The following is a 23,797-nucleotide window of genomic DNA, read 5'->3' on the forward strand; positions in this document are numbered from 1 at the left end:
TTGTGGTTCTGGGTGGCGGGCTTGGTGTCGGTGGTGGGGGCGGCGTGGGCGGCGGTGACGGGGCCGGCGATGGCGCCGCCGGTGAAGGCGAGGCCGGCAGCGGTCAGGGCGGCCTTACGGATCAGATCGGTACGCATGATGGTGTGCACCTTTCGATCGGGGGTGCGCGGCACACCCGGAAGGGGGGTGGGTGCGCCACGGGTAAGGAAAGGTCAAGCCAGAAGAGGGGGTGCGCGCCCTGGTGTTCGGGGGGCGCGGTCCCGGGGGGATGTAACGACGTGGGTCCGGCCGGCATTCCGGCCGTCGCCCCGAACCGTCGAACCGTCGAAGCGGCTCGGGGTCACGCGCTCACGGTGGGTACAACGCCCCGGCCCCCCGGCCCATGCCCGGCGGGGTGGTGGCCCCCGCCACCGCAGTCCACCACCAACCGGACACGACACCCCGCGCCGGACCCGCGGCCCTCCACTGAACCGGACACACACCCCAAGCGTGCCCTCTGTCGACCAGTCGGGCATTCCTGGTTCAGGGCATCTGTGGGTCCGGTGTCAGGTTTGGTCCCTGTGCCGGCACAGCGGGTCACACCCGCCTCGACAGGTCCGGAGGGTCGGGTGCCGTGGGCCCTGTCGAGCTGCCCCGTCTGTAGGACCGCTCGTCACATCAGCGCCGCGGCCCCGGCCTGATCGACGTTGGTGGGCTCGGTCGCCTGCGACTGCCCTGTTGTGTGCCCCATCTGTGGGGGCCAGCTCGACAGGGGTCGAGAAGCGGTACCGCGACCTCGATCGGCGGCGACGTCGTCCGGCGCTCCGTCCCCCGCTCTCTGCGAGGCGCGGTACGCCCATCCGGTGTTCAGCGCCGCCAGGTCGGCGGGTGCCGGCTCCTGCTTACCGCCCGGGGGGGTGCGCGGCATTCCCGGTGACCGGGTCGGCGATGCCTGCGGCCAGGCGGGACAGCGCGGTCGCCCGGGCCGGGTCGCGCGGCGGGGTCGGCTCCGTTCGGCGCGCGGTGGGGTCAGTCCCGGGTGGCCGCGTGGCGGCGCAGCAGCGCGATCGCCTCGTCGACGAGGCCACGCTCGGTGAGCAGCGTGAGCAGCAGCGGCAGGGGTCGCCAGTCGTCGGCCTCGACCGCCTGCCGCAGCAGCGCGATCGCCTCGTCGTGCCGGCCCCGGGCGGCCAGCAGCGCGGCCAGCTCGTCGCGCGCCCTCGGGTCGCCCTGGTCGGCGGCGATCCGCCAGTACCGTTCCGCCTCGTCGGCGCGCCCCTCCTCGGCGAGCAGCGCGGCGAGCCGGGCGGCAGCGTGCCAGTCGCCGTGCTCGGCGCGGGCCCGCAGTTCCTCCGTCCGCCCCCGGTCGGCCAGCAGGTCGACCAGGACGCTGCCCGCTCCGCTCGCGCCGGCCCGGTCGAGGTCGCGCAGGTAGCCGGTCGGGTCGGGCACCGCCGCCAGACCGGAGGACTCCTCGCCGAAGAATCGGCTGCCGCCGAACTCCCGCCGGAGCTGGTCGTCGAGGTCGTCGGCGAGCTCGACCATGGCCCGTACGGCCAGCAGCAGGTGGGTGGGCACGAAGTCCTGACCGAAGACGGGCACGGACGCCCATACCGTGTCCCCGGTGCAGTAGACGCGGCCGACGACGAGACCGTTGGTCAGGTCGGAGAGTCGCCGGTACAGCGACTCCGTCGGCTGGACCCCGGTGAGCAGCGGCGAGAACACGTCGACCAGCGGCGGGTCGTCCTGCGCCCGTACGAAGATCATGGCGGAACCGACGCGGATGCCGACGTCGCCGTCGGCGTCGACCCGCAACTGGTCGGCGGTGACGCCCAGGATGCCGGCCAGCACCACCTTGACCCGCTGGGTCAGCTTCCCCCCGTGGTCGGGTTCCCCGACGGGCTCCGGGGCGTGTCCGGCCGCTCGGGCGGCCACGGGTCGCGCGGCGAGCGCGGCGGCCAGCCTGGTGCGGGTCGGCACGGGAACGGCCGTGGCCGTGGCGGCCGGCCGGGCCGACAACGCGGAGACGAACCTGCCCAGCAGGCTCTCACGCGGCGTCATCGTGCTCGCCGTCCGGTCCGCCGCGCGTGTCGTCGGACGGCTGCTCCGTCACCCGGACCTGGTCGAACATCTTGGCGATCACGAGCGGCGCCGCCACCCCGAAGGTGAAGCTGGCGAAGGCGGTGGTGGCCAGGCCACCCGCCCCGGCCGCGGCGGCGAGCCCGGTGCCGGCCACGGTCCGGAGCAGCACCGCGAACACGACGATCGGGGCGTCCCGCCTGTCCCGCCACGGCCACTGCCATCGCCCCCCGGACTCGGTGGTCGGGCGCATCATCCCGGACAGGTTGAGCGCCTCGGCCACCGCGCTGCCGACCAGCCCCCACATCGCGGCCATCCATAGAGACACATCCCTACCGTACTGACCGCCGCACGCGGCGGTCGCACCAGCCCTCGACTCTCCCGGCGACCACGGTGACGCCACCGTCGACGGTAGAGCCTCCGGGCAAAGCGCGCCCGCCGCCCGCAGCCCCGGCCCCCTGCACGACCCCGGGCGGCGTGCCGATGCCGGGGCCGATCAGACGCAGGTCGTCGGCGCCGACCCGGGGCTGATCGTCCCCGGTCGGCGGCTCGGCCGCTGACGCGTACCTTTGATGACGCCCGGTCGGGAAACTCCGACCGGGCGTCGTCGCCTCGCCGTGGGCGACGGCTCGTATCCTTTCGGCGAACCTCTGGTGGGCTTTCGAGAATGAAAGGACACGGCGTGAGTAACCAGGCCGAGACGTTGGAGTTCCAGGCCGAGGCGCGTCAGCTGCTCCAGCTGATGGTCCACTCGATCTACTCGAACAAGGACGTCTTCCTGCGCGAACTGATCTCGAACGCCTCGGACGCGCTGGACAAGCTGCGCCTGGCGTCGATGGTCGACAAGGACCTGGAGGTCGACACCTCCGACCTGCACATCGAGATCGAGGTCGACAAGGCGGCGCGCACGCTGACCGTCCGGGACAACGGCATCGGCATGTCCCGTGACGAGGTGGTCCAGGTGATCGGCACGATCGCCAAGTCGGGCACGGCGGAGCTGCTGCGCAAGCTGCGCGAGTCCGCCGACGCCGGGGCGCGGCAGGAGCTGATCGGCCAGTTCGGGGTCGGCTTCTACGCGGCGTTCATGGTCGCCGACCGGGTGGAGTTGGTGACCCGGCGGGCGGGGGAGACCGGCGGCACCCGCTGGGAGTCGGCCGGCGAGGGCACCTACTCCGTCGAGGCGGTCGACGAGGTGCCGCAGGGCACCGCGGTGACCCTGCACCTCAAGGCGGCGGACGCCGAGGACAACCTGCACGACTACACCGCCGAGTGGACGATCCGGGAGATCGTCAAGCGGTACTCCGACTTCATCGCCTGGCCGATCCGGATGACCGTCGAGCGCCCGGGCGAGGGCGACGCGACCACGACCGAGACCCAGACGCTCAACTCGATGAAGGCGCTCTGGGCCCGGCCCCGCGACGAGGTCGACGAGGCCGAGTACAAGGAGTTCTACAAGCACGTCAGCCACGACTGGGCCGACCCGCTGGACATCGTGCACATGAAGGGCGAGGGCACCTTCGAGTACGAGGCGCTGCTGTTCATCCCCTCCCACGCCCCGCTGGACCTGTTCGCCCCGCAGGGTCGCCGCGGCGTGCAGCTCTACGTCAAGCGCGTCTTCATCATGGACGACTGCGAAGCGCTCATGCCGAACTACCTGCGCTTCGTCAAGGGCGTGGTGGACGCGCACGACCTGTCGCTGAACATCTCCCGGGAGATCCTCCAGCAGGACCGGCAGATCCAGGTGGTCCGCCGCCGGCTGGTCAAGAAGATCCTGTCCACCGTCAAGGACATGAAGGCCAACCACGCCGAGCGCTACCGGACCTTCTGGACCGAGTTCGGCGCCGCGGTCAAGGAGGGCCTGATCGACGACACGGAGAACCGGGACACCCTCCTGGAGATCCTCTCGGTCGCCTCGACCCACGACCCGGCCGAGCCGACCGACCTCGCCGGCTACGTCAGCCGGATGAAGGACGGGCAGGCCGACATCTACTACGCCACCGGCGAGTCCCGCTCGATGATCGAGAACTCGCCGCACATGGAGGCGTTCCGCGCCAAGGGCTACGAGGTCTTGCTGCTCACCGACCCGGTCGACGAGGTGTGGGTCGAGCGCGTCGGCCAGTACGACGGCCGGACCCTGCGCTCGATCGCCAAGGGCCAGGTCGACCTGGACACCGAGGAGGAGAAGAAGGAGGCCGAGGCCGAGCGCGAGCAGCAGCGCAAGGACTTCGCCGACCTGCTCACCTGGATGGGTGCCACCCTCGCCGACTCCGTCAAGGAGGTCCGCCTCTCCTCCCGGCTGACCACCTCGCCCGCCTGCGTCGTCGGTGACGCCCACGACATCACCCCGACGCTGGAGAAGATGTACCGGGCGATGGGGCACGAGGTGCCGGCGGTCAAGCGGATCCTGGAGCTGAACCCGGGGCACCCGCTCGTCACCGGCCTGCGCAAGGCCCACGAGGAGGGCGGCACCGAGGAGTCGCTGAAGGAGACCGCCGAGCTGCTGTACGGCATGGCGCTGCTCGCCGAGGGCGGGGAGCTGGCCGACCCGTCCCGGTTCACCCGCATCCTCGCCGACCGCCTCGCCCGTACCCTCTGACCGTCGCGTCCCGGCCGGTGGGGTCGCTCCCACCGGCCGGGCGTAGAAACCGCGCGGGCTGGGTATCACCGCCGGCCATGAGCACGAGTACCGCGGCGGCCGTCGGCACGGTCGCGGTCGTCGCCCACCGCAGGAAGACCCTCGGCGGCGGCCTCGACGCGCTACGCGCGGAGCTGGCCGGCGCCGGGGTCGAGAACCTGATCTGGTGCGAGGTGCCGAAGAGCCGCAAGGCGCCGAAGAAGGTCCGTAAGGCGCTGAAGAAGGGCGCCGAGTTGGTCTTCGTGTGGGGCGGCGACGGCATGGTGCAGCGCTGCGCCGACGCCCTCGCCGGCTCGGGCGCCGCCCTGGCGATCCTGCCCGCGGGCACCGCCAACCTCTTCGCCGCCAACCTCGGCATCCCCGAGGACCTCTCCGAGGCCGTCCGGATCGGCCTGCGCGGCCCGCGCCGTGCCCTGGACCTCGGCAGACTCAACGGCGAACACTTCGCCGTGATGGCCGGCGCCGGCTTCGACGGCGACCTCATCCGCGACGCCGACCGCACGCTCAAGGGCAGGTTCGGCCGCCTCGCGTACATGTGGACGGGGCTGCGGCACGTCCGGGGCGAACTGGTCCGCACCCGGATCACCGTCGACGGCGCCGAGTGGTTCGACGGCGAGGCGAGCTGCGTGCTGTTCGGCAACGTCGGCACCATCACCGGCGGCATCCCCGCCTTCGACGACGCCCGCCCCGACGACGGCTGCCTGGAGGTTGGCGTGTCCACCGCCGACGGCGCGGTGGACTGGGCGCGCACCCTCGGCCGGATGGCCGCCGGCCGCTCGGCGGAGTCGCCGTTCGTACGCATCACGCGGGGCCGCAGGGTCAGGGTCCGCCTCGCGGCGCCGCGCAGGTACGAACTTGACGGCGGCGCCCGCAAGGAGGTCACCAAGCTCAAGGTGCGGGTCGTCCCCGGTGCGCTGACGGTCTGCTGCCCCGAACCCGTCTCCTGACCGGCGCCCTCAGGGAGGTGCTGGCGGAGGTGTAACGCCCACGCGACCTGCGACGCTGCCGACTTTCGTCATTCTGAATGAAAGTAGTGTCAGCGGCGACGAAAGGTCTGGACACGCTGACGGCAAGTCAGTAGTGTCGGGACACATCAATATGTTTCATCGAGATGAACCGGCGGCGCGGTGACTCTCGACCGTGGTCCCAGGCGGCGCAACACGCCCGGCGGCCACGGGTAAGGCCAGGGATGGCACCCCGGGTCGGCGCTCCAAGACAGCGCCCCGGTGCGGAAACGCGCCGTGGCTTGACCGATGCCCATCCCTTCTCACTCACATCCCGTCACCCCGACGCGGCACCTGTCTGACCCGCGCGCGCACCCGGCTCGCCGCTGGTATCAGGCAGACCCCGTTCACCCAGCACGACCGTGACAGCTGGTCACGGCCGAGGACCTCGTGCGGCCAAGGAGGGGCCGCAGAGGCTGCCGATACGAAGAAGCCGTCGATCTGATGAAGGGTTCGTACGGGCATGTGACGACGCTCGACCTGGATCCGCGGACAGGTGTGCCCCTGCCGCCCCCGGGCAGCTCCCGAAGCCTCGGGACGCGGCAGCGCTGACTACTCATGACATCGGCCGGCCGATGCACGCTGCGCCGGTGTCCCTCTCGGACCGTGAAAGAGGAATCATGAACGGGTACTCACCGCCCGGTCGGCTCTCCGTGGGCCGGCTCCGGCATTCGATTGCGGCAGCCGCCACGGCGGTCCTGCTGCTGGTGACCGCCGGACTGGTGGCGGCTCCGGCGAACGCGCGCCCGGTCGACGCGGACCGCGCACGGACAGCCGACGCGAGCGGGCCGCCCCGGCAGCTTCAGGCCCAGGTGCTGACCTGGACCGCCGGCGACAACTTCCTCTCGTACCTCTCCGCGCCCACCACCGCCGTCGCCGGGCCGGCGACGCTCGTGTTCGAGAACAGCGCCGCGACCGGCAACACCACCGGCATGCAGCACACCCTGACCTTCGACACCACCAACCCGGCGTACAACAGCGACGTCGACGTGAACATCCTGGCCGACCCGACGGACGCCAACGGGGGCCGGTGGACCGTCGACGTGGTGCTCTCGCCCGGCACGTACCGCTACTTCTGCGCCATCCCGGGCCACGGCGGGATGGCCGGCCTCCTGGTCGTCACCGGTGGCGGCGCGGACACCACGCCGCCGACCGCGTCGGCCGCGGTGTCGGGCGAGCGGAACGACACCGGTGCCTACCTGGGGTCGGCGACGGTGACGCTGTCCGCGACCGACGAGGGCTCCGGCGTCGACCGGGTCGAGTACTCCCTGGACGGCGGCCCCTACGGCACCTACTCGGCGCCGGTCACGGTCAACCAGCCGGGGCAGCACACGGTGACCTACCGGGCCACCGACAAGGCGGGCAACACCTCGACCCCGCAGTCGGTGTCGTTCACGGTGGTGGAGCCGCCCAAGCCGGACACCACCCCGCCGACCGCGACGGCCGCGGTCACCGGGCAGCGCGACGACAACGGCGCCTACGTCGGCAGCGCCACGGTGACGTTGTCGGCCACGGACACCGAGTCGGGTGTCGACCGGGTCGAGTACTCCCTCGACGGCGGCGCGTACGCCACCTACTCGGCGCCGGTGACGGTCAACCAGCCGGGGCAGCACACGGTGACCTACCGGGCGACGGACAAGGCGGGGAACACCTCGACCCCGCAGTCGGTGTCGTTCACGGTGGTGGAGCCGCCCAAGCCGGACACCACCCCGCCGACCGCGACGGCCGCGGTCACCGGGGAGCGCGACGACAACGGCGCGTACGTGGACTCGGCGACGGTGACGCTGTCGGCCACCGACACGGAATCGGGCGTAGACCGGATCGAGTACTCCCTCGACGGGCAGCCGTACGCCACCTACACCGCGCCGGTCGCGGTGACCCAGCCCGGCCAGCACACACTGAGCTACCGGGCGACGGACAAGGCGGGCAACACCTCGCCCGCGCAGTCGGTGTCGTTCACCGTGGTGCGACCGCCGGAGCCGGACACCACCCCGCCGACCGCGACGGCCGCGGTCACCGGGCAGCGCGACGACAACGGCGCGTACGTCGGCAGCGCCACCGTGACGCTGTCCGCCACGGACACCGAGTCGGGCGTCGACCGGATCGAGTACTCCCTGGACGGCGGCGCCTACGCCGGCTACTCCGCGCCGGTGACGGTCAACCAGGTCGGCCAGCACACGGTCAGCTACCGGGCGACGGACAAGGCGGGGAACACCTCGGCCGCGCAGTCGGTGTCGTTCACCGTGGTGCAGCCGCCCGCCCCGGACACCACGCCACCGACGGCGACCGCCACGGTCAGCGGCCAGCGGGACAGCGCCGGGGCGTACGTCGGCGCCGCCACGGTCACCATCTCGGCCACCGACGCCGGCACCGGCGTGGACCGGATCGAGTACTCCCTCGACGGGCAGCCCTACGCCGCCTACTCGGCGCCGGTCACCGTCAACCAGGTCGGCCAGCACACGGTCAGCTACCGGGCCACCGACAAGGCGGGCAACACCTCGACCCCGCAGTCGGTGTCGTTCACCGTGGTCGACCCGCCGGAGCCGGACACCACCCCGCCGACCGTCACGGCGGCGCTTTCCGGCCAGCTCGACGACCACGGGGCCTACCTCGGCAGCGCCACCGTCATTCTCACCGCCGCCGACGCCGGCTCCGGCGTGGACCGGATCGAGTACTCCCTCGACGGGCAGCCGTACGCCCGCTACTCGGCGCCGGTCACCGTGAACCAGGCAGGCGGGCACACGGTCAGCTACCGGGCCACCGACAAGGCCGGCAACACCTCGGGCACCGCGTCGGTCACCTTCACCGTGGTCGCCAGCGGCCCCAGCGCCTGCCCGGTGCCGGACACCCGGCCGACGGTGTGGCTCGGCACGGTGGACAGCGGCGTGCCGAACCGGGTGGTCGCCGACGGCTGCACGATCAACAACGCCATCCACGACGAGAAGGCGTGGCCCAACCACGGCCAGTTCGTCAAGCACGTCACGGACGTCGCGGAGCACCTGCACCACCTCGGCCTGATCGACCACAAGGAACACGGTCGCCTGGTGAGCGCCGCCGCCCGCTCCGGCGTCGGCAAGCCGGACGGGAAGAACGGCTACCAGCCGCTGCTGGACGCCTCGGCGGCGTCGTTCGCCCGGTGGGAGCACGTCGGCGCGGGCGGCTTCACCCGCAACGCCGACGGCTCGATCACCAGCCGGGCGGTCCCCGGCCTCGGCATGCTCTGGCTCCCCACCGCCGAGTACGGAGACTTCTCGCTGAAGCTGCAGTGGCGCGACGACGCCCCCGGCACCGGCCGCGCCAACAGCGGGGTCTTCGTCCGCTTCCCCGACGTGCACGACCACGCCCAGGAGTCCCGCCCCGAGTGGGTGGCCATCAAGTACGGCCACGAGCTGCAGATCTACGACCGGCCCGACGGCGACCAGTACAAGAGCGGATCGGTGTACGGCTTCGACCGGGTCGACCTGGCCGGCGCGCAGGTGGCCCCGAAGGGCACCTGGAACGACTACGAGATCCGGGTGGTGGGCCAGCACTACTCCGTCTTCCGCAACGGCGAACTGATCAACGAGTACGTGAACACCCCGGACGCGGTGTTCAGCCCGCCCCGGGCCGACGACCCGGGCGGCGCCGGCCGCCAGCACGCCCGCGGATACATCGGATTGCAGAACCACGGCACCGCCGACGTCGTGAGCTTCCGCAACGTGCGGATCGCGCCGCTCTCCGCGTGCTGCCCCGGCGGCGCGCCCTCCTCTGCCAACCCGAGCAGCTGCTGCTGACGATCGAAGGGGAACAACCATGGCGAAGAACAGGATCGACCGTCGGGCGCTACTGCGCGGCCTCGCCGGCTCCACCGTCGCGGTCGGCGCGGCGAGCCTCGCCGGAGCGCTGCCCGTCACGGCGTCCGGCGGCGCCTCGAACGGCCACCTGGTGCCGCGCGGGCACCTGGGCATCCAGCTCTACAGCGTCCGGGACAAGGTCACGCAGTTCGGCTTCGCGGCCGTCTTCGAGGAGCTGTCCCGCATCGGCTACCGGGAGGTGGAGTTCGCCGGCTACACCCAGGGCAACGTAGGCCCGATCACGCCGGCGCAGATCCGCCGGCTGCTCGACGACAACGGGCTGAAGGCGGCCGGCAGCCACCGCGGGCTCGGTGACTTCCGGAACAACCTGGAGTGGGAACTGGACGTCGCCGAAACCCTCGGCATGCCGGCCCTCGGCACCGCGCAGGCGCCCACCGGCAACCGCACCATCGCCGGGTACCAGGCCGCCGCCGCCGAGTTCAACGCGTGGGGCGCCGCCGCCGCGGCCCGGGGGATCAAGCTCTACCAGCACAACCACACCATCGAGTTCAGCTTCGCCGTCGACCGGCCCGACGTGCGGCTGTACGACCTGTTCCTGGAGCTGACCGATCCCCGGTACGTGTTCCTGGAGATGGACATCCTGTGGGCGTACGGGGGCGCCCGCAAGTACCCGGGGTTCCGGCCGGTCGACTACGTCAACGCGCATCCGCACCGGTTCCCGCTGTTCCACGTCAAGGACGGCGTCCCGCTGCCCGACCCGCAGCAGGGCAACTCCTACCTGGACGTCGAGTTCGGCGCGGGGGTCATCCCGTTCGCCGAGTTCTTCACCGAGCTCGACGGGGGCGGCCGGTTCACCTACCTGTGGGAGCAGGACACCGGGCCGAACGCCCAGCCCAACCCGCCGGGCTCCCTCGGCGCCGCCGAGCGCAGCTACCAGCGCATCGTCGACCTGCGGGGTGACCGGTGAGCGCCTGGCGTCTCGTCGAGGACCCCCCGCCGCCGGGGGACGGCGGCGCGCCCGAGGACGACCGTGCCGGCAAGCGCCGCGGACCGAGCACCCGCCGGCTGCTGGTGGTGGCGGCCACCGTGCTGCTGACCCTGGTCGGCGCCGGCGGCCTGGCCGCCGCCCGCTCCGGGGCGTTCTTCGCCGAACGGCCGGAAGGCTGCGCCAGGCCGGACCGCAGCATGCAGCTGTACGCGGTGGAGCTGCCCAAGGACGGCACCCAGATCCGGCTCGGCTACGGCCTCACCCCGCAGACGGCCTCCTACCCGGGCCCAACGATCGAGATGACCGAGGGGGAGTGCGTCGCCATCACCCTGCACAACCTGGTGTCGGCGGCCACCCTGACGCAGCTGCGTACCGACCCGGCGCACCCACTGGGCGTCTCGCTGCACGTGCACGGGGTCAAGTACACCCAGCTCTCCGACGGCACCGTGCAGAGCGGCTCCTTCGTCCCGCCCGGCGAGTCGCGCACGTACACCTGGTTCGCCCAGCAGCGGAACAGGAAGACCGGTTCGCCGGGCACGGCCGGCTACTGGTGGTACCACGACCATGTGGTGGGCGGTCCGCACGGCACCCAGGGCCTCGGCGCGGGGCTCTTCGGCGGGCTGGTGGTCCGGCGCCCCGGCGACCCGAAGCCGGATCGCACCTACACCGTGGTCTTCGGCGATCGGCAGAGCATCAACCTGCGCCGCGGCGCGGCCGCCGACACCTGCGACGCGCAGAACCCGCAGCCGGGGCCGACCTGCCTGGTCGCCCGCAAGGGGGAGAAGGTCGAGTTCGTCGTCGTCGGCATCGGTAACGACATGCACACCTTCCACCTGCACGGCCACTCCTGGGCGGACACCCGGACCGGCCTGGTGGACAACGGACAGCCGTTCGCCGACGGCGTCCCGATCATCGACAACAAGCCGCTCGGCCCCGGCGACTCGTTCGGGTTCCAGGTGGCGGCCGGTGACTCGGTCGGACCGGGGCACTGGATGCTGCACTGCCACATGCAGTTCCACTCCGACGGCGGCATGTCGACCATGCTGCACGTCCTGGACGAGGACGGGGCGATGCCTCCGGGCCACGGCCACCACTCCCACCCGGCGAACGCCACCGGCACCACCGCCGACGCCGGGCAGCACCAGCACAACTGACCGCCCGCGCCGCCGGCGAGGGGCGCCGGCCGCCGGTCCGTCCGGAGCTGAACGGACCGGCGGTCACCCCGGACCGCGTCACCGCCGTGGGCCCGCCGGCATCTCCTGACCGCACCGTCTCCTGCTCGACCCGCTCGGACAACGCACCTCCGCCACACCTCACCCGTGAAGGAGTCGAAATGGCCCAACAACGCCGTTTCCGGCTGTCCCGATGGGGCGGACGTCGGCCCGTCGACGTCACAGCCTCCCCACCACCGGTCACCCGCCGGGCCCTCCGACGCACGAGCGCCCTCGCCGCGAGCGCTGTGCTGACGCTCGGCCTGCTGGCCCTGCCCGCGCACGCCGCCGCCCCGGCGCCCGTGCAGGCGGCACCCGCCGAGGCCGCTGCCGCGGTGAAGCTGCTGGTCTTCCACGGTCCGGTGGACCAGCAGGACGACCCGGTCACCAAGGCTGTCGACGCGATCCGGAACCTGGGCGCGGAGCACGGCTTCGCCGTCGACGCGTCCGCCGACCCGGGGGTGTTCACCTTCGGCAACCTGGACCGGTACCGGAGCGTGGTGTTCCTGTCCGCCAACGGGGTCACCCTCGACGACGCCCAGGAGGCCGCGTTCCAGGCGTACATCAAGGGCGGTGGCGGTTTCCTCGGCGTGCACGACGCGGCCCGCGCCCAACCCACCTCCGCCTGGTTCACCGGCCTGATCGGCACCCGCCCGGCCGCCGGCCTGCCGAACGCCGAGAAGCCCGTCTCCGCCTCGGCGAGCGCGGAGAACCCGCCGAACGAGACCGCCGCGAAGGCGATCGACGGGTCGACCGGGACCAAGTGGCTGACGTTCAACCCGACCGGCTGGCTGGCGGTGAAGCTGGCGAAGCCGGTGGTGGTGAGCCGCTACGCGCTGACCTCCGCCAACGACTTCCCCGGCCGGGACCCGAAGAACTGGACCCTGCAGGGCTCCGAGGACGGCACCACCTGGACGGACCTGGACACCCGCAGCAACGAGACGTTCCCGCAGCGGTTCCAGACCCGGCAGTTCAGCTTCACCAACAGCAAGGCCTACCAGCACTACCGGCTCAACGTCACCGCCAACAGCGGGGAACCGCTGATCCAACTCGCCGAGCTGTGGCTGATCGGTCCCGACGCCGGCCCGCCGCCGGACAGCACGGTGCAGCAGGCCGTGGTCGACCTCACCGACCGGCAGCACCCGGCCAACCAGGGCCTGCCGCTGACCTGGAAGCGGTCCGACCAGTGGATCAACTGGGACCCGAGCCCGACCGGCCGGGTGCACACCGTCGCGCAGGTCGAGGAGGGCACCTACAACCCGGGCCTGAGCGGCAACGGCGCCTTCCACCCGATCTCCTGGTGCCAGGACTACGACGGCGGCCGGTCCTTCTACACCGGCATGGGGCGCACCGAGGCCAGCTACACCACCGACAAGCAGTTCCGCAGCCACCTGCTCGGCGCGATCAGGTGGACCGCCGGGCTGGTCCGCGGCGACTGCCAGGCGACCGTCGCCTCGAACTACCGGATCGAGCGGCTGACCGCCACCAACCAGCCGGGCCAGCTCGACCAGATCGGCGAGCCGCACGGCCTGACCGTCGCGCCCGACGGCACGGTGTTCTACATCGGCAAGGCGGCCTGCCCGTCCGGGCCGATCGTCAGCTGGGACGACCCCAAGGTCGGCCTCGGCTGCGGGACCATCCACCAGTGGGACCCGAAGACCAAGCAGGTCAAGCTCCTCACCACCCTCGCCGTGATGGGCAACCGGGGCAGCGGCAGCGAGCTGGTGAAGAACGAGGAGGGCCTGGTCGGCATCACCCTCGACCCGAAGTTCGCGCAGAACCGCTGGATCTACGTCTACTGGATGCCGCACGAGTCGATCGACCGCGACCGGCGCATCGGTAAGCGGACGGTCTCCCGCTTCACCTACGACGCCGCGAAGCAGACCATCGACCAGGGCACCCGCAAGGACCTGCTGAGCTGGGACACCCAGATCCACAGCTGCTGCCACGCCGGTGGGGGGATGACCTTCGACGAGTCCGGCAACCTCTACATCGGCAGCGGTGACAGCAACTCCTCCGGCGGCTCCAGCGGCTACTCCGGCAACAACTGGACGCAGGAGTACAAGGGCGTCTCGTTCCAGGACGCCCGGCGTACCTCCGGCAACACCAACGACCTCAACGGCAAGATCCTGCGGATCCACCCGGAGCCGGACGGCACCTACACGATCCCCGACGGCAACCTGTTCACCGGCAAGGAGGAGGGCGGCGGCAAGACCCGTCCGGAGATCTACGTGATGGGTGTCCGCAACATCGCGCGGATCGCCTGGGACCCGGTCAACGACTGGCTGACCGCCGCGTGGGTCGGCCCGGACGCCGGTGGCCCCAGCCCGGAGCTCGGACCGGCGAAGTACGAGACGGCGACGATCATCACCTCCGCCGGCAACCAGGGCTGGCCGTACTGCATGGGCAACCGGCAGCCCTACCGGGACCGCAGCAACACCGACGCCAACGTGCTCGCCGGCTGGTACGACTGCGACAACCTGAAGAACACCTCGCCGCGCAACACCGGGCTGGTCGACATCCCACCCGCGCGGGACAACATGATCTGGTACTCGCCGCAGGGCGGTGGCCCGGTCTACCCGAAGCGCACCGACGGCAGCGGCCTGCCGACCTACCAGGCCGGTGAGGAGACGTTCACCCAGCCGTACCTCAAGGGCGGCGGCCAGGCCATCATGGACGGCCCCACCTACCAGCGGGAGAAGGTCAACGTCGACAGCGGCGTGGCCTGGCCGGCGTACTGGGACAACAAGTGGTTCATCGGTGACCAGTCCAACGCCAACAACCGCGTCGCGGTGACCGTCGACCCGGCGAACGTGCCGAAGCAGGGGCCCCCGGCCTTCGCCGAGGACCTGCGCAGCATCATCCGCTCGGGCAGCGGCGGCACCCAGCTCCAGTCCTGGATGGACGCCAAGTTCGGCCCGGACGGCGCGCTCTACCTGTTGGACTACGCCGGCGGGTTCTTCAGCCTGCACCCGAACCAGAAGCTGATCCGGATCGCCTACCAGGGCGGCCCGGCCACGCCGAACCCGAACCACGCCACCGCGCGGGCGGTCGCGCAGAGCAACCCGAAGACCATCGCCTTCTCCAGCGCGAAGGCCGGCGGCGTGGCCTGGGAGTGGAACTTCGGTGACGGCAGCGCGCCGTCGCGCGAGGCCAACCCCACCCACACGTACGCGAAGTTCGGCACCTACCAGGCGACGGTGAAGGTGACCTACGCCGACGGCGAGGTGGCCACCGGAACGATCGAGGTGGTCGTCGGCTGCGCCGCACCGGACACCCGCAGGACGGTACGGCTCCTCGACGCCGACACCGGCGTGACCAACCACCAGGTCGGCGGCAACTGCACCGTCAACGACCTGATCGACGACGAGCGCGTGTGGACCGACCACGGCCAGTTCGTGAGCCACGTCGCCGGTGTGGTGGGCGACCTGCGTAAGGACGGCGTCCTCGACAGCCGCGAGGCGTCCGCGCTGCAGAAGGCCGCCGCCCAGTCGCCGATCGGCAAGGTCCCCGGCTACCAGCCGATCTTCGACGGCTCGGCGGGCTCGCTCGCCGACTGGCGGCAGGCGCCCGGCGGGTCGTTCACGCTCCAGCCGGACGGCTCGATCCGCAGCTCGGGCGGGCTCGGCATGCTCTGGTACGCGAAGCAGGAGTTTGCGGACTTCTCCCTGCGGCTGCAGTTCCGGGACGTCTCCACCGGCAACACGTACGCCAACAGCGGTGCGTTCGTCCGGTTCCCCGACCCCCGGACGCCCCTGGAGCAGCGACCGGACGGCAGTTGCGGGACGGTCGGGTCGGCCCGTAGTTCCCAGGCCTGGGTGGCCATCTACTGCGGTCACGAGATCCAGATCTACGACGGTCCCACCGGCGAGCCGCAGAAGACCGGGTCGATCTACAACTTCGACCCGATCGGGCTGGACCAGGCCGGGGTGACTCCGAAGGGCCAGTGGAACGACTACGAGATCCGGGTGGTCGGGCAGCACTACACGATCACCCGTAACGGCGTCGTGATCAACGAGTTCGACAACACGCCGGGCAAGGCCTCGTCCCGCCAGGGCGACCCGCCGACGGACCTGCGCCAGTTCCTGAGCGGATTCGTCGGGTTGCAGAACCACGGCAACAGCGACCTGATCGAGATCCGCAACGTCAGGGTGCGGGAGCTGTAAGCAGCCAGGCGCCGGGTGCGGAGGTGATCCTCCGTACCCGGCGCACTGCCGGCCGCGCCCCCGCGACGACGATCGTGCGGCCCGGCCGGGGCAGACGGACTCTTCCACCGGCGCGGGGGCCGGCGTCAGGCCCGGTGCTCCGCGTGCGCCACGGCCATCCGGCGGGTGGCCGCGACGAGTCGGCGCGTGATCCACAGCGGAGAGGTGACGGCGTTTCCCATCACCACCGAGTGGGCTCCGGCCGCGAAGGCCCGGTCGATCTGGGCCGGACTCCGGTAGCGACCCTCGGCGATCACGGGCACCTCCACGAGCGCGGCGAGCCGTGCGACGAGGACCAGGTCGGGGCCGTCGGCGGGTGGGCTGGACGGCGTGTAGCCGGAGAGCGTCGTGGCCACCGCGTCCGCACCGTCGCGGACGGCGGTCACCCCCTCCGCCACCGTGGAGACGTCCGCGAGGACCAGCGCGTCGGTCCGCTCCCGTACCGCGCGGACCGTGTCGGCGAAGGTCCGCCCGTCCGGACGGGGACGGTCGGTGGCGTCCACGGCGACGATGTGTGCCCCGGCCCTGGCGACGTCGACCGCGTGCGACGCCGTCGGGGTGATGAACACCCCGTCGACGCCGTGCTTGTGCAACCCGATGACCGGCACGTCGACGGCGGCGCGGATCGCCGTGATGTCGGCGGTGCCGTTGGCCCGGACCGCCACCGCGCCGCCCCGTACCACCGACGCGGCCACCCGGGCCTGGACGTACGGGTCGCGCATCGGGTCGTCGGGTTCGTCGGGCAGCGGCTGGCAGGAGATCACGAGGCCACCGGCCAGGTCGTCGAACACACTCACGGAATCGTCCTCTCGTCGTCGGCCACGGGCGGCGTCGGGCCGGTGTCGCCGGCCAGTCGGGCGGCGCCCACCACGACCGCGTCGGCGTGCAGCGCCGCGGGGAGCAGGGGCACGTCCGCCCAGGCCGCGGGCAGTTCGGCGGCGAAGGCGGCGCGGGCGCCGGGGAGCAGGGCGCCGGCCGCCCCGCCCGCCACCACCACCGCCTGCGGATCGAGGACGGCGACCAGCCCCGCGAGCGCCCGGCCGAGGGCGGTGCCGGCGAGGTCCACCACCTCCCGGGCGGCCGGGTCGCCCGCCGTGGCACGCTCGGCCACGTCCCGTCCGCTGATCCGCAGGCCGGTCTCCAGGGCGTACGCGGCGGACAGCCCGCTGCCCGAGGCGATGCCCTCCAGGTGTCCGTACCGGCCGCACCCGCAGCGCAGCCGCTCGGCGCCGGGGGCCGGCAGGTGCCCCACCTCGCCGGCGGCGCCCCGGGCGCCGGTCGCCAGGCGGCCACACCGGATCATGGCTCCGCCGAGGCCGGTGCCGACCGCGACCAGCAGCAGGTGCGGGCGGTCCCGTCCCGCTCCCACCCAGCTCTCGCCCAGTGCGGCGGCGTTGACGTCGTTGGTGACCCGGACCGGTCGACCCAGCCGCTCGGCCAGCTCGTCGGCGACCCTGGTGCCCGCCCAGCCGGGCAGGCTGTCGGTGGCGTACCGGATGGTGCCGGTGGCCGGGTCGACCGTGCCGGCGGTGCCCACGCCGACCGGGCCGGCGCCGGCCGCGTCGAGCAGCCCGCGGGCGAGCCCGGCGGCGGTGTCCAGCACGGCCGCCGGGCCCGACGCGGCGGGGGTGGGTGCCAGGCGACGCCCGAGCACCTGCCCGTCGGGTCCGACCAGCGCCGCCGCCGTCTTGGTGCCGCCGATGTCGAGGCCCACCAGGGGAGCAGGCCTCGTCACCCCTTGAGTCCGGTGTGCGCCAGGCCCTCGACGAACTGCTTCTGCGCGATGACGAAGACCACCAGGACCGGCAGCGCGGTCATCGACGCCGCGGCGAGCTGGACGTTCCACATCGGGCCGCCGTAGGCGTCGACGAACTGGGTGAGCGCCTGGGGCAGGGTGAACTTCTCGGGCGAGGAGAGGAACACGATCGGTTCCAGGTAGAGGTTCCAGCTGTGCAGGAACGTGAAGATGGCGACCGCGCCCAGCGCGGGCCGGGACAGCGGCAGCGCGATCTTCCAGAAGGTCGCGAAGCGCCCCAGCCCGTCGACCCGCGCCGCCTCCTCCAGCTCGCCGGGGAGACTGATGAAGAACTGCCGCATGATGAACGTCGCCAGCACGCTGGGCGCGCCGAGGATCGGCACCAGGATCAGCGGCCAGTGGGTGTCGACCAGGTCCAGCTTGAAGAACATCTGGAACAGCGGCACGATCGTCACCTCGCTCGGGATGAGCAGGCCCGCGAGCACCACCAGGAACAGCACGTTCTGGCCGCGGAACCGGATCCGGGCGAAGGCGTACCCGGACAGCGCGGACACGGCCAGCGTGCCGACGGTCACCACCAGCGCGATGTAGAGGCTGTTCAGGTACTGCCGGCCGAACGGCTGCAACTCGAACACCCGCTGGTACGCGTCCAGCTTCGGGCTCGCCGGCAGCAGCTGCGGCGGGAAGGCGAAGATGTCGGCGACCGGCTTCAGCGAGGAGGTGACCATCCACCAGGTCGGGAAGACGAACGGGATCGCCAGGACCAGCAACACCCCGTAGAGCACCAGCTTGGTCCGGGGCGACAGGTCACGATTCATGGAAGACCCATCTCTTGCGCATCTGCCACTGCAGCACGGTGAGCGCGAGCACGATGGCGAACAGCACGATCGACAGCGTGGCGCCGTAGCCGAAGTGGTGGAACTGGAACGCCTGCTGGTAGAGGTAGTAGACGAGCACGGTGGTCGAGGTGCCGGGCCCACCCTGGGTGAGCACCGCGATCTGCGCGAAGACCTGCAACGAGCCGACCACCGTGATGATCGAGGTGAGCAGGATCGTGGGACTGATCAGCGGCACGGTGATCCGCCAGAACTGGCGCATCCGGCTGGCTCCGTCGACCTCGGCGGCCTCGTACATCTCCGCCGGCACGCCCTGCAGGGCGGCCAGGAAGAGCACCATGTTCAGGCCGACGTTCTTGAACACCTGCACCACGACGACCGAGAGCATCGCGGTGCCCTCGCCGCGCAGCCAGTTCGGCCCGTCCACGCCGACGGTGTCGAGCAGACCGTTCACGCCGCCGTTGTCCTGCAGCAGGAACCCCCACACGATGGTCCAGGCGACCAGCGAGACCACCACCGGCGAGAAGAACAGGGTGCGGAACACGATCGTGCCGCGCAGCTTCTGGTTGAGCAGGACGGCCAGCAGCAGCGCCAGGCCGAGGTTGAACACGACCAGGCCGACGGAGAACAGCCCGGTGGCCCGCAGCACCGCGCCGAGGTTGGGATCGTCGGCGAGCGCCGAGTAGTTCTCGGCGCCGACGAACTCGAACGTGCCGGCCAGCACGTTCCACTCGTGCAGGCTGTACCAGACCACCAGGATCAGCGGCAGGATCACGAAGGCGAGGCTGCCGAACAGTTGCGGCGCGATGAACAGGTAACCGGTGAGATGGTCGCGGCGGCGGCTGGTCCAGTACCGCCGCGACCCGGCCCGGGGGGGGGGGGGGGGGGCCCGGCCCCCCCCCCCCCCGGCCCGGGTGGGCGGGGCCTCGACCCCGCCCACCCGCGTGTCCGTCTGGGACATGGTCCGGCTGCCCTACTTCGCCAGCAGCGGCTGGATCTTGGCGCAGAGCGCGCCGAGGACGGCGGTGACGTCCGCGTCCGGCTTCCACAGCGGGTCGAGCCCGGCGCGGACCTGCTGGCTCAGCTCGGCCTGCCCGACGTGACTGGGCTTGATGACGCCGTTGGTGATGCCGTCGATGACGACCTTCTGCAACTGCTCGGGCTTCAGCGTCGGGTTCGTCTTGGCCAGCGTCTCCGCGGTGAGCTGCGACTGGCGCGGCGGCGGGAAGAACTGGGCGAGCTTGGCCGAGTTGGTGGGGTTGGTCAGGAATGCCAGGAAATCGGCGGCGGCCTGGGCGTTCCGGCTCTTCTTCAGCACTCCGACGCCGGCCTGGCCCATCACCGAGTAGCTGCCCTTCGGCCCGGCCGGCAGCGGGACCAGGTCCCAGCCGAAGCCGTCGGGCTTCAGCAGCGAGGCGCGGGAGATCTGGGTGACCGTCATGGCCGCGTCACCGGCGAAGAAGTCGGCGGTCGTGCCCGGGCCGGGCAGCGCCTTACCGGTGAAGATCGCCTTGTGCAGGGTGGTCATCGCCTCGACCATCTCCGGGGCGGCGAAGCCGCAGGACTTGCCGTCCGCGCTCCACGCCTGGGCGCCCCAACCCGTCCAGAAGGTCGACAGGTTGTCCCAGCCCTTGTAGTCGAAGTCGCGGATCACGAGGCCGGCCTTGCCGGTCGCGCCCGCGGTGGCGCCGGCGACGGCGAGCGCGGTGTCCCAGTTCCACTGCCCGGCCGCGATCAGTTCGGCCGGCGTCTTCTGGCCGGCCTTCCTGAGCAGGTCGGTGTTGACGAAGACCCCGAACGGCGAGGTGGAGAACGGGTACGCGTACAGCTTGCCGCCGTTCTGCCAGAGCTTGAGGGTGGCCGGGGAGATGTCGTCGTACTGGTAGCCCTCGGCCTTCTTGAGGGTCTCGTCGAGCGGCAGCAGCGCGCCCGAGGCGACGAAGTCGGGGGCGGAACTCTCGAGCACCCAGGCCAGGTCGGGCGCGTTCCCGCCGGCGATCTGGGTGGTCAGCGTCGTGGTGTAGGTCTCGAACGGCAGCGGGTCGAACGTGATGGCCGCGACCTCCGGATGGGTCTTGCGGTACTCGTCGGCGATCTCGTTGAACAGCTTGAGGTGCGCCTCGTTGGCCGACCAGATGGTCATCCGCAGACTGGCCGGACCCTTGTCCCCGGCGTCGTCACCGCCACCGCAGGCGGAGAGCGCGAGCACGCCGGCCAGTGCCGCGGCGACACCGCGCACACCCTTTCCCAATCTCATGATCTTCTCCTCATCGGGGGTGTTCAGTAGCCCGCGATCTGAGGCCAGCGCATCTCCACGCCGGCCGCCGAGAGGCGGTCCTGGAAGTCGGCCAGCAGGCGGGGGGTGCCGCGGACCGCGCGCGGGGACTCGCCCCGCGCCAGGCAGAAGTCGGCGAGCAGGCCGGCGACCTCGCCGATGTTCCACTCGACCGGGTGCAGCCGGTAGCTGCCGTTGGTGACGTGCGTCGTGCCGATGTTCTTGCCGGCCGGGAGCAGGTTCTCGACGCGCTGCGGGATCAGCGCGCCCAGCGGGATCTCGAAGGGGCAGGAGCCGACGTCGATGTAGTTGTCGCCGCCGGTCGACGGGTGCAGGTCGATGCGGTACATCCCCACGCCGACCGAGTCCGGGTAGCTGACGGCGCCGTGGTCGCCGCGGACGGCCAGCGACAGGTCCTGCTCGACCACCGTGTACTCGGCCCGGATGCGGCGCGACTCCCGGATGTAGGGCGCCTGCGCCAGGCCGTCCCGGCTGCCGGTCACGTCGCCGCGTAGGCGCAGGCCGGGGAAGCCGGTCCCGCCGTCCGTCCGGGGCGCCTCGGTCTGCAGCCAGTACAGGACCGAGTACGACAGCTCGCGGGCCTTGCTCAGGTGCCAGGACGCGTTCGGCACGTCGATGACCGGGCCCTCGAAGTAGTCGATCATCGGCCAGTTCACCAGCGTGATGTCGCTGCCGTACGCGCCGTCGGTGAAGTTGCGCCGGGCGGCGATGCGCCGGAACGTCCAGAGGTTGCCGTCGCCGGGGTTGACCCGCTGGTCGGCGTTGACGGTCAGCGGGTCGTCGTCCGGGTTGGGGGTGAAGCTGCGTTCGACGATCTCCAGGGTGCGGGGGTGTGGCGACCGCCAGGACAGCAGCCGGTCACCCCAGAAGTCGGGCTTGTAGTCGCGCCAGAAGTCGTATCCGGCGGGACGGTCGATGGTGTGGTCGCCGTCGACGTGGTCGAGGGCGAAGCAGACGGAGACGGCCTGCATGTTCATCGGCTGCGCCTCGGCCGGCGCGCTGGGCTCGCCGGTGTCCGCCTGCGACTCGAAGCCCGTGACGTACTCGGTGCCGGACAGCGGCAGCAGCTCGCCGGTCTCGGTGGCGTCGAGGACGTACGGGGCGGTGATGTCGATCCGGTCGTCGCGGTCGCGGTGCGCCACGGTCACCGCGACCACCCGGTCCCCGTCGGTCTCGGCGGCGACCGGCCGGTACGGCTGGAGCACGGTCAGCCGGCCGGCGCCACGGTACGGCGCCAGCATCTGCTCGATGACGGCGACGGCCACCCGGGGCTCGTGGCAGAGCCGGCTGACCCAGCCGGCCCCGGGGTTGAGGTCCGTCCAGCCCCGGGACCGTTCGGTGAGCGGGTAGTGCCGGCGGTAGTAGTCGCGGATCCCGGTGCGCAGGGCCCGGTAACTCGCGGTGGCCCCGAACTGTTCGATCCAGGAGTGCTCGTCCGGCGGGACGGCCTGGCTGGTGAGCTGCCCGCCGAGCCAGTCGAACTCCTCGGTCAGGATGACCGACCGGCCGGCCCGGGCCGCGGCGAGCGCCGCCGCCACCCCACCCAGCCCGCCCCCGACGACGAGGACGTCCGCACGCATCTGTACCACTTGCTTCCTTCCGGTTTCACGGTCACCGCGAAGCCGCGGCGACCGCCGATCAGGGGGCGCCGAGGGTGTCGCCCTCGACGAGTTCGCAGGGGAGCAGTCGCTGCTGCACGCCGTCGGCGCTGCCGTCGATGACGCCGGTCAGCACCTCGACGGACTGCCGGCCCATCTCCTCGCGCGGGATCCGGAACCCGGTGAACGCGACATCGGTGGGCACCGGGACCGTCGGGTCGCCGAGGGTCAGGATCGACAGGTCACCGGGCACGGCCAGGCCGCGTCGCCGGGTGGCCAGCTCCAGCGCCACGGCGGTGGCGAAGTCCTCCACGAAGGCGACGGTGATCCGGTCGGCGAGCAGGTTGTCGAGGATCGCCTCGGCGTCCTGGGCGGCGGCCGTCAGGTGGCGGGCGCTCTCCGCGGCCGTCGCGGACGCGACGAACCCGCGCCGCCGGTCCTCGGAGGACTCCGCGGTGGTGCCCATGCTCAGGTAGGCCAGGCGCCGGTGTCCGCAGGCGAGGGCCAGGCCCACCAGCTCGCCCACCGCCCTGGCGTAGTCGGCGCCGACGTACGGCACCGGGCCGCCGGCGTCGTCGCGGCGGCCGACAGCGACGTACGGGAAACCGTCGCGGTTGAGTCGGCTCAGCTCCGCGCCGTCGATCTCCCGCCCGAGCAGGATGCAGCCGTCGGCCAGCCGCAGCCGGTTGTCCTGGTGGAAGATGCGCCGGCGGCCGTCGACGACCGGGGCGCTGGTGAAGAGCAGCAGGTCGCAGCCGGCGCGCTCCGCGTAGTCCTCGATGCCGAGCAGGAAGGGGTGGAAGAAGTCGCGACTGCCGCTGGGGAAGGCGGGCTCGTAGGTGAAGACGCCGATGATCCGGTTGAACCGCGCGGCGAGTCGGCGGGCCACGGGATCGGCGGCGTACCCGGTCTCGGCGATGACCCGCAGCACGCGGTCGCGGGTCTCGGGCGCGATGCGGACATCGGCGTCGGCCCGGTTGTTGAGCACCAGCGACACGGTCGCCTGGCTGACGCCGGCCAGCCGGGCGATGTCACGCTGTGTGACGCGTCGGGGGGTAGCGGGCACAACGATGTCCTTCCGGTGCGGCTAATGCGTATTAGCGCTCGGCGTTGGGAGGAGCCTGGCGGCTGACCGGGTGTGTGTCAAGGGGTGGACGTGGATATTTCAGGGAGATGAACGCCCAGGGCTAATGCGCATTAGCCCGCGAGGGGGCCACCGGCGGCCGCAGCGGGGCGTGCGACGCCCGCCGCGCGACGGGGGTGTGCCGGGGGAGCGTGGCGGCCCCCTTGACAAGGCTGGCCCGGGTCGAGCAGCATTCGGGAAGCGTCAATGCTAATACGTATTAGTCGCGGTCGGGCTACCCGCCCCGCGGCTGCGGTCAGCTGACCGCCTCACCCAGCGTGACCTCGCGTCGC

15 protein-coding genes and 1 pseudogene are annotated in these 23,797 nt (G+C 71.8%); 6 read left to right on the forward strand and 10 right to left on the reverse strand.

Annotated features, from left to right (window positions below; all coding sequences use genetic code 11):
* The 3 genes and pseudogenes from ACGF5G_RS25695 to ACGF5G_RS25705 all read right to left on the reverse strand — a co-directional run.
* Nucleotides 1–137: pseudogene (locus tag ACGF5G_RS25695) on the reverse strand (phytochelatin synthase); the annotation flags it as partial.
* An 871-nt stretch (nt 138–1,008) separates the two neighbouring features.
* Nucleotides 1,009–2,040 (reverse strand): hypothetical protein, encoded by a 1,032-nt coding sequence (locus ACGF5G_RS25700; protein ID WP_357696591.1) that lies wholly within the window; start codon nt 2,038–2,040, stop codon nt 1,009–1,011.
* Nucleotides 2,027–2,386, reverse strand: a complete 360-nt coding sequence (locus ACGF5G_RS25705; protein WP_393267035.1) for a hypothetical protein — start codon at nt 2,384–2,386, stop codon at nt 2,027–2,029. The genes ACGF5G_RS25700 and ACGF5G_RS25705 overlap by 14 nt, the downstream gene beginning before the upstream one ends.
* Nucleotides 2,387–2,725: 339 nt before the next feature.
* On the opposite strand from ACGF5G_RS25705, the gene htpG reads away from it, so the two are divergent.
* The 6 genes from htpG to ACGF5G_RS25735 all read left to right on the forward strand — a co-directional run bounded on the left by htpG (nt 2,726) and on the right by ACGF5G_RS25735 (nt 15,856).
* Nucleotides 2,726–4,654: a molecular chaperone HtpG gene (gene htpG / locus ACGF5G_RS25710; protein ID WP_393267038.1), complete on the forward strand. Its 1,929-nt coding sequence runs from the start codon at nt 2,726–2,728 to the stop codon at nt 4,652–4,654.
* A 77-nt stretch (nt 4,655–4,731) separates the two neighbouring features.
* Complete coding sequence (locus ACGF5G_RS25715; protein ID WP_393267041.1) at nt 4,732–5,640, forward strand: diacylglycerol/lipid kinase family protein; 909 nt, start codon at nt 4,732–4,734, stop codon at nt 5,638–5,640.
* A gap of 677 nt (nt 5,641–6,317) precedes the next feature.
* Entirely contained in the window at nt 6,318–9,470 is a 3,153-nt protein-coding gene (locus ACGF5G_RS25720; RefSeq protein ID WP_393267044.1) for an OmpL47-type beta-barrel domain-containing protein, read from the forward strand.
* 19 nt (nt 9,471–9,489) lie between these two features.
* Nucleotides 9,490–10,458 (forward strand): sugar phosphate isomerase/epimerase family protein, encoded by a 969-nt coding sequence (locus ACGF5G_RS25725; protein WP_393267046.1) that lies wholly within the window; start codon nt 9,490–9,492, stop codon nt 10,456–10,458.
* Nucleotides 10,455–11,633 carry a multicopper oxidase domain-containing protein gene (locus ACGF5G_RS25730; protein WP_393267049.1) on the forward strand — a complete coding sequence of 393 codons (1,179 nt, stop codon included), beginning with the start codon at nt 10,455–10,457 and terminating at the stop codon, nt 11,631–11,633. The genes ACGF5G_RS25725 and ACGF5G_RS25730 overlap by 4 nt, the downstream gene beginning before the upstream one ends.
* A gap of 179 nt (nt 11,634–11,812) precedes the next feature.
* Nucleotides 11,813–15,856, forward strand: a complete 4,044-nt coding sequence (locus ACGF5G_RS25735; protein WP_393267052.1) for a ThuA domain-containing protein — start codon at nt 11,813–11,815, stop codon at nt 15,854–15,856.
* Nucleotides 15,857–15,981: 125 nt separating this feature from the next.
* On the opposite strand, the gene ACGF5G_RS25740 is transcribed toward ACGF5G_RS25735, so the two are convergent.
* From ACGF5G_RS25740 to ACGF5G_RS25770, 7 genes are all read right to left on the reverse strand, one after another.
* Nucleotides 15,982–16,692: an N-acetylmannosamine-6-phosphate 2-epimerase gene (locus ACGF5G_RS25740; protein ID WP_393267055.1), complete on the reverse strand. Its 711-nt coding sequence runs from the start codon at nt 16,690–16,692 to the stop codon at nt 15,982–15,984.
* Nucleotides 16,689–17,630: an ROK family protein gene (locus tag ACGF5G_RS25745; protein ID WP_393267057.1), complete on the reverse strand. Its 942-nt coding sequence runs from the start codon at nt 17,628–17,630 to the stop codon at nt 16,689–16,691. Before ACGF5G_RS25745 ends, ACGF5G_RS25740 begins: the two co-directional genes overlap by 4 nt.
* A complete protein-coding gene (locus ACGF5G_RS25750; protein ID WP_393267059.1) occupies nt 17,627–18,469 on the reverse strand; it encodes a carbohydrate ABC transporter permease in 843 nt (280 codons plus the stop codon). Before ACGF5G_RS25750 ends, ACGF5G_RS25745 begins: the two co-directional genes overlap by 4 nt.
* Nucleotides 18,459–19,262 carry a carbohydrate ABC transporter permease gene (locus ACGF5G_RS25755; RefSeq protein WP_393267061.1) on the reverse strand — a complete coding sequence of 268 codons (804 nt, stop codon included), beginning with the start codon at nt 19,260–19,262 and terminating at the stop codon, nt 18,459–18,461. Before ACGF5G_RS25755 ends, ACGF5G_RS25750 begins: the two co-directional genes overlap by 11 nt.
* A 198-nt stretch (nt 19,263–19,460) precedes the next feature.
* Nucleotides 19,461–20,744, reverse strand: coding sequence for an ABC transporter substrate-binding protein (locus tag ACGF5G_RS25760; protein WP_393267064.1), 1,284 nt, complete (start codon nt 20,742–20,744; stop codon nt 19,461–19,463).
* 23 nt (nt 20,745–20,767) lie between these two features.
* Entirely contained in the window at nt 20,768–22,363 is a 1,596-nt protein-coding gene (locus tag ACGF5G_RS25765; protein WP_393267067.1) for an FAD-dependent oxidoreductase, read from the reverse strand.
* A gap of 58 nt (nt 22,364–22,421) precedes the next feature.
* Nucleotides 22,422–23,447, reverse strand: coding sequence for a LacI family DNA-binding transcriptional regulator (locus ACGF5G_RS25770; protein WP_393267070.1), 1,026 nt, complete (start codon nt 23,445–23,447; stop codon nt 22,422–22,424).
* Nucleotides 23,448–23,797: the final 350 nt, after the last annotated feature.

Origin of the sequence: Micromonospora sp. NPDC047730, assembly GCF_043204765.1 — a bacterium.
In the GTDB taxonomy this organism is placed as follows: Bacteria; Actinomycetota; Actinomycetes; order Mycobacteriales; family Micromonosporaceae; genus Micromonospora.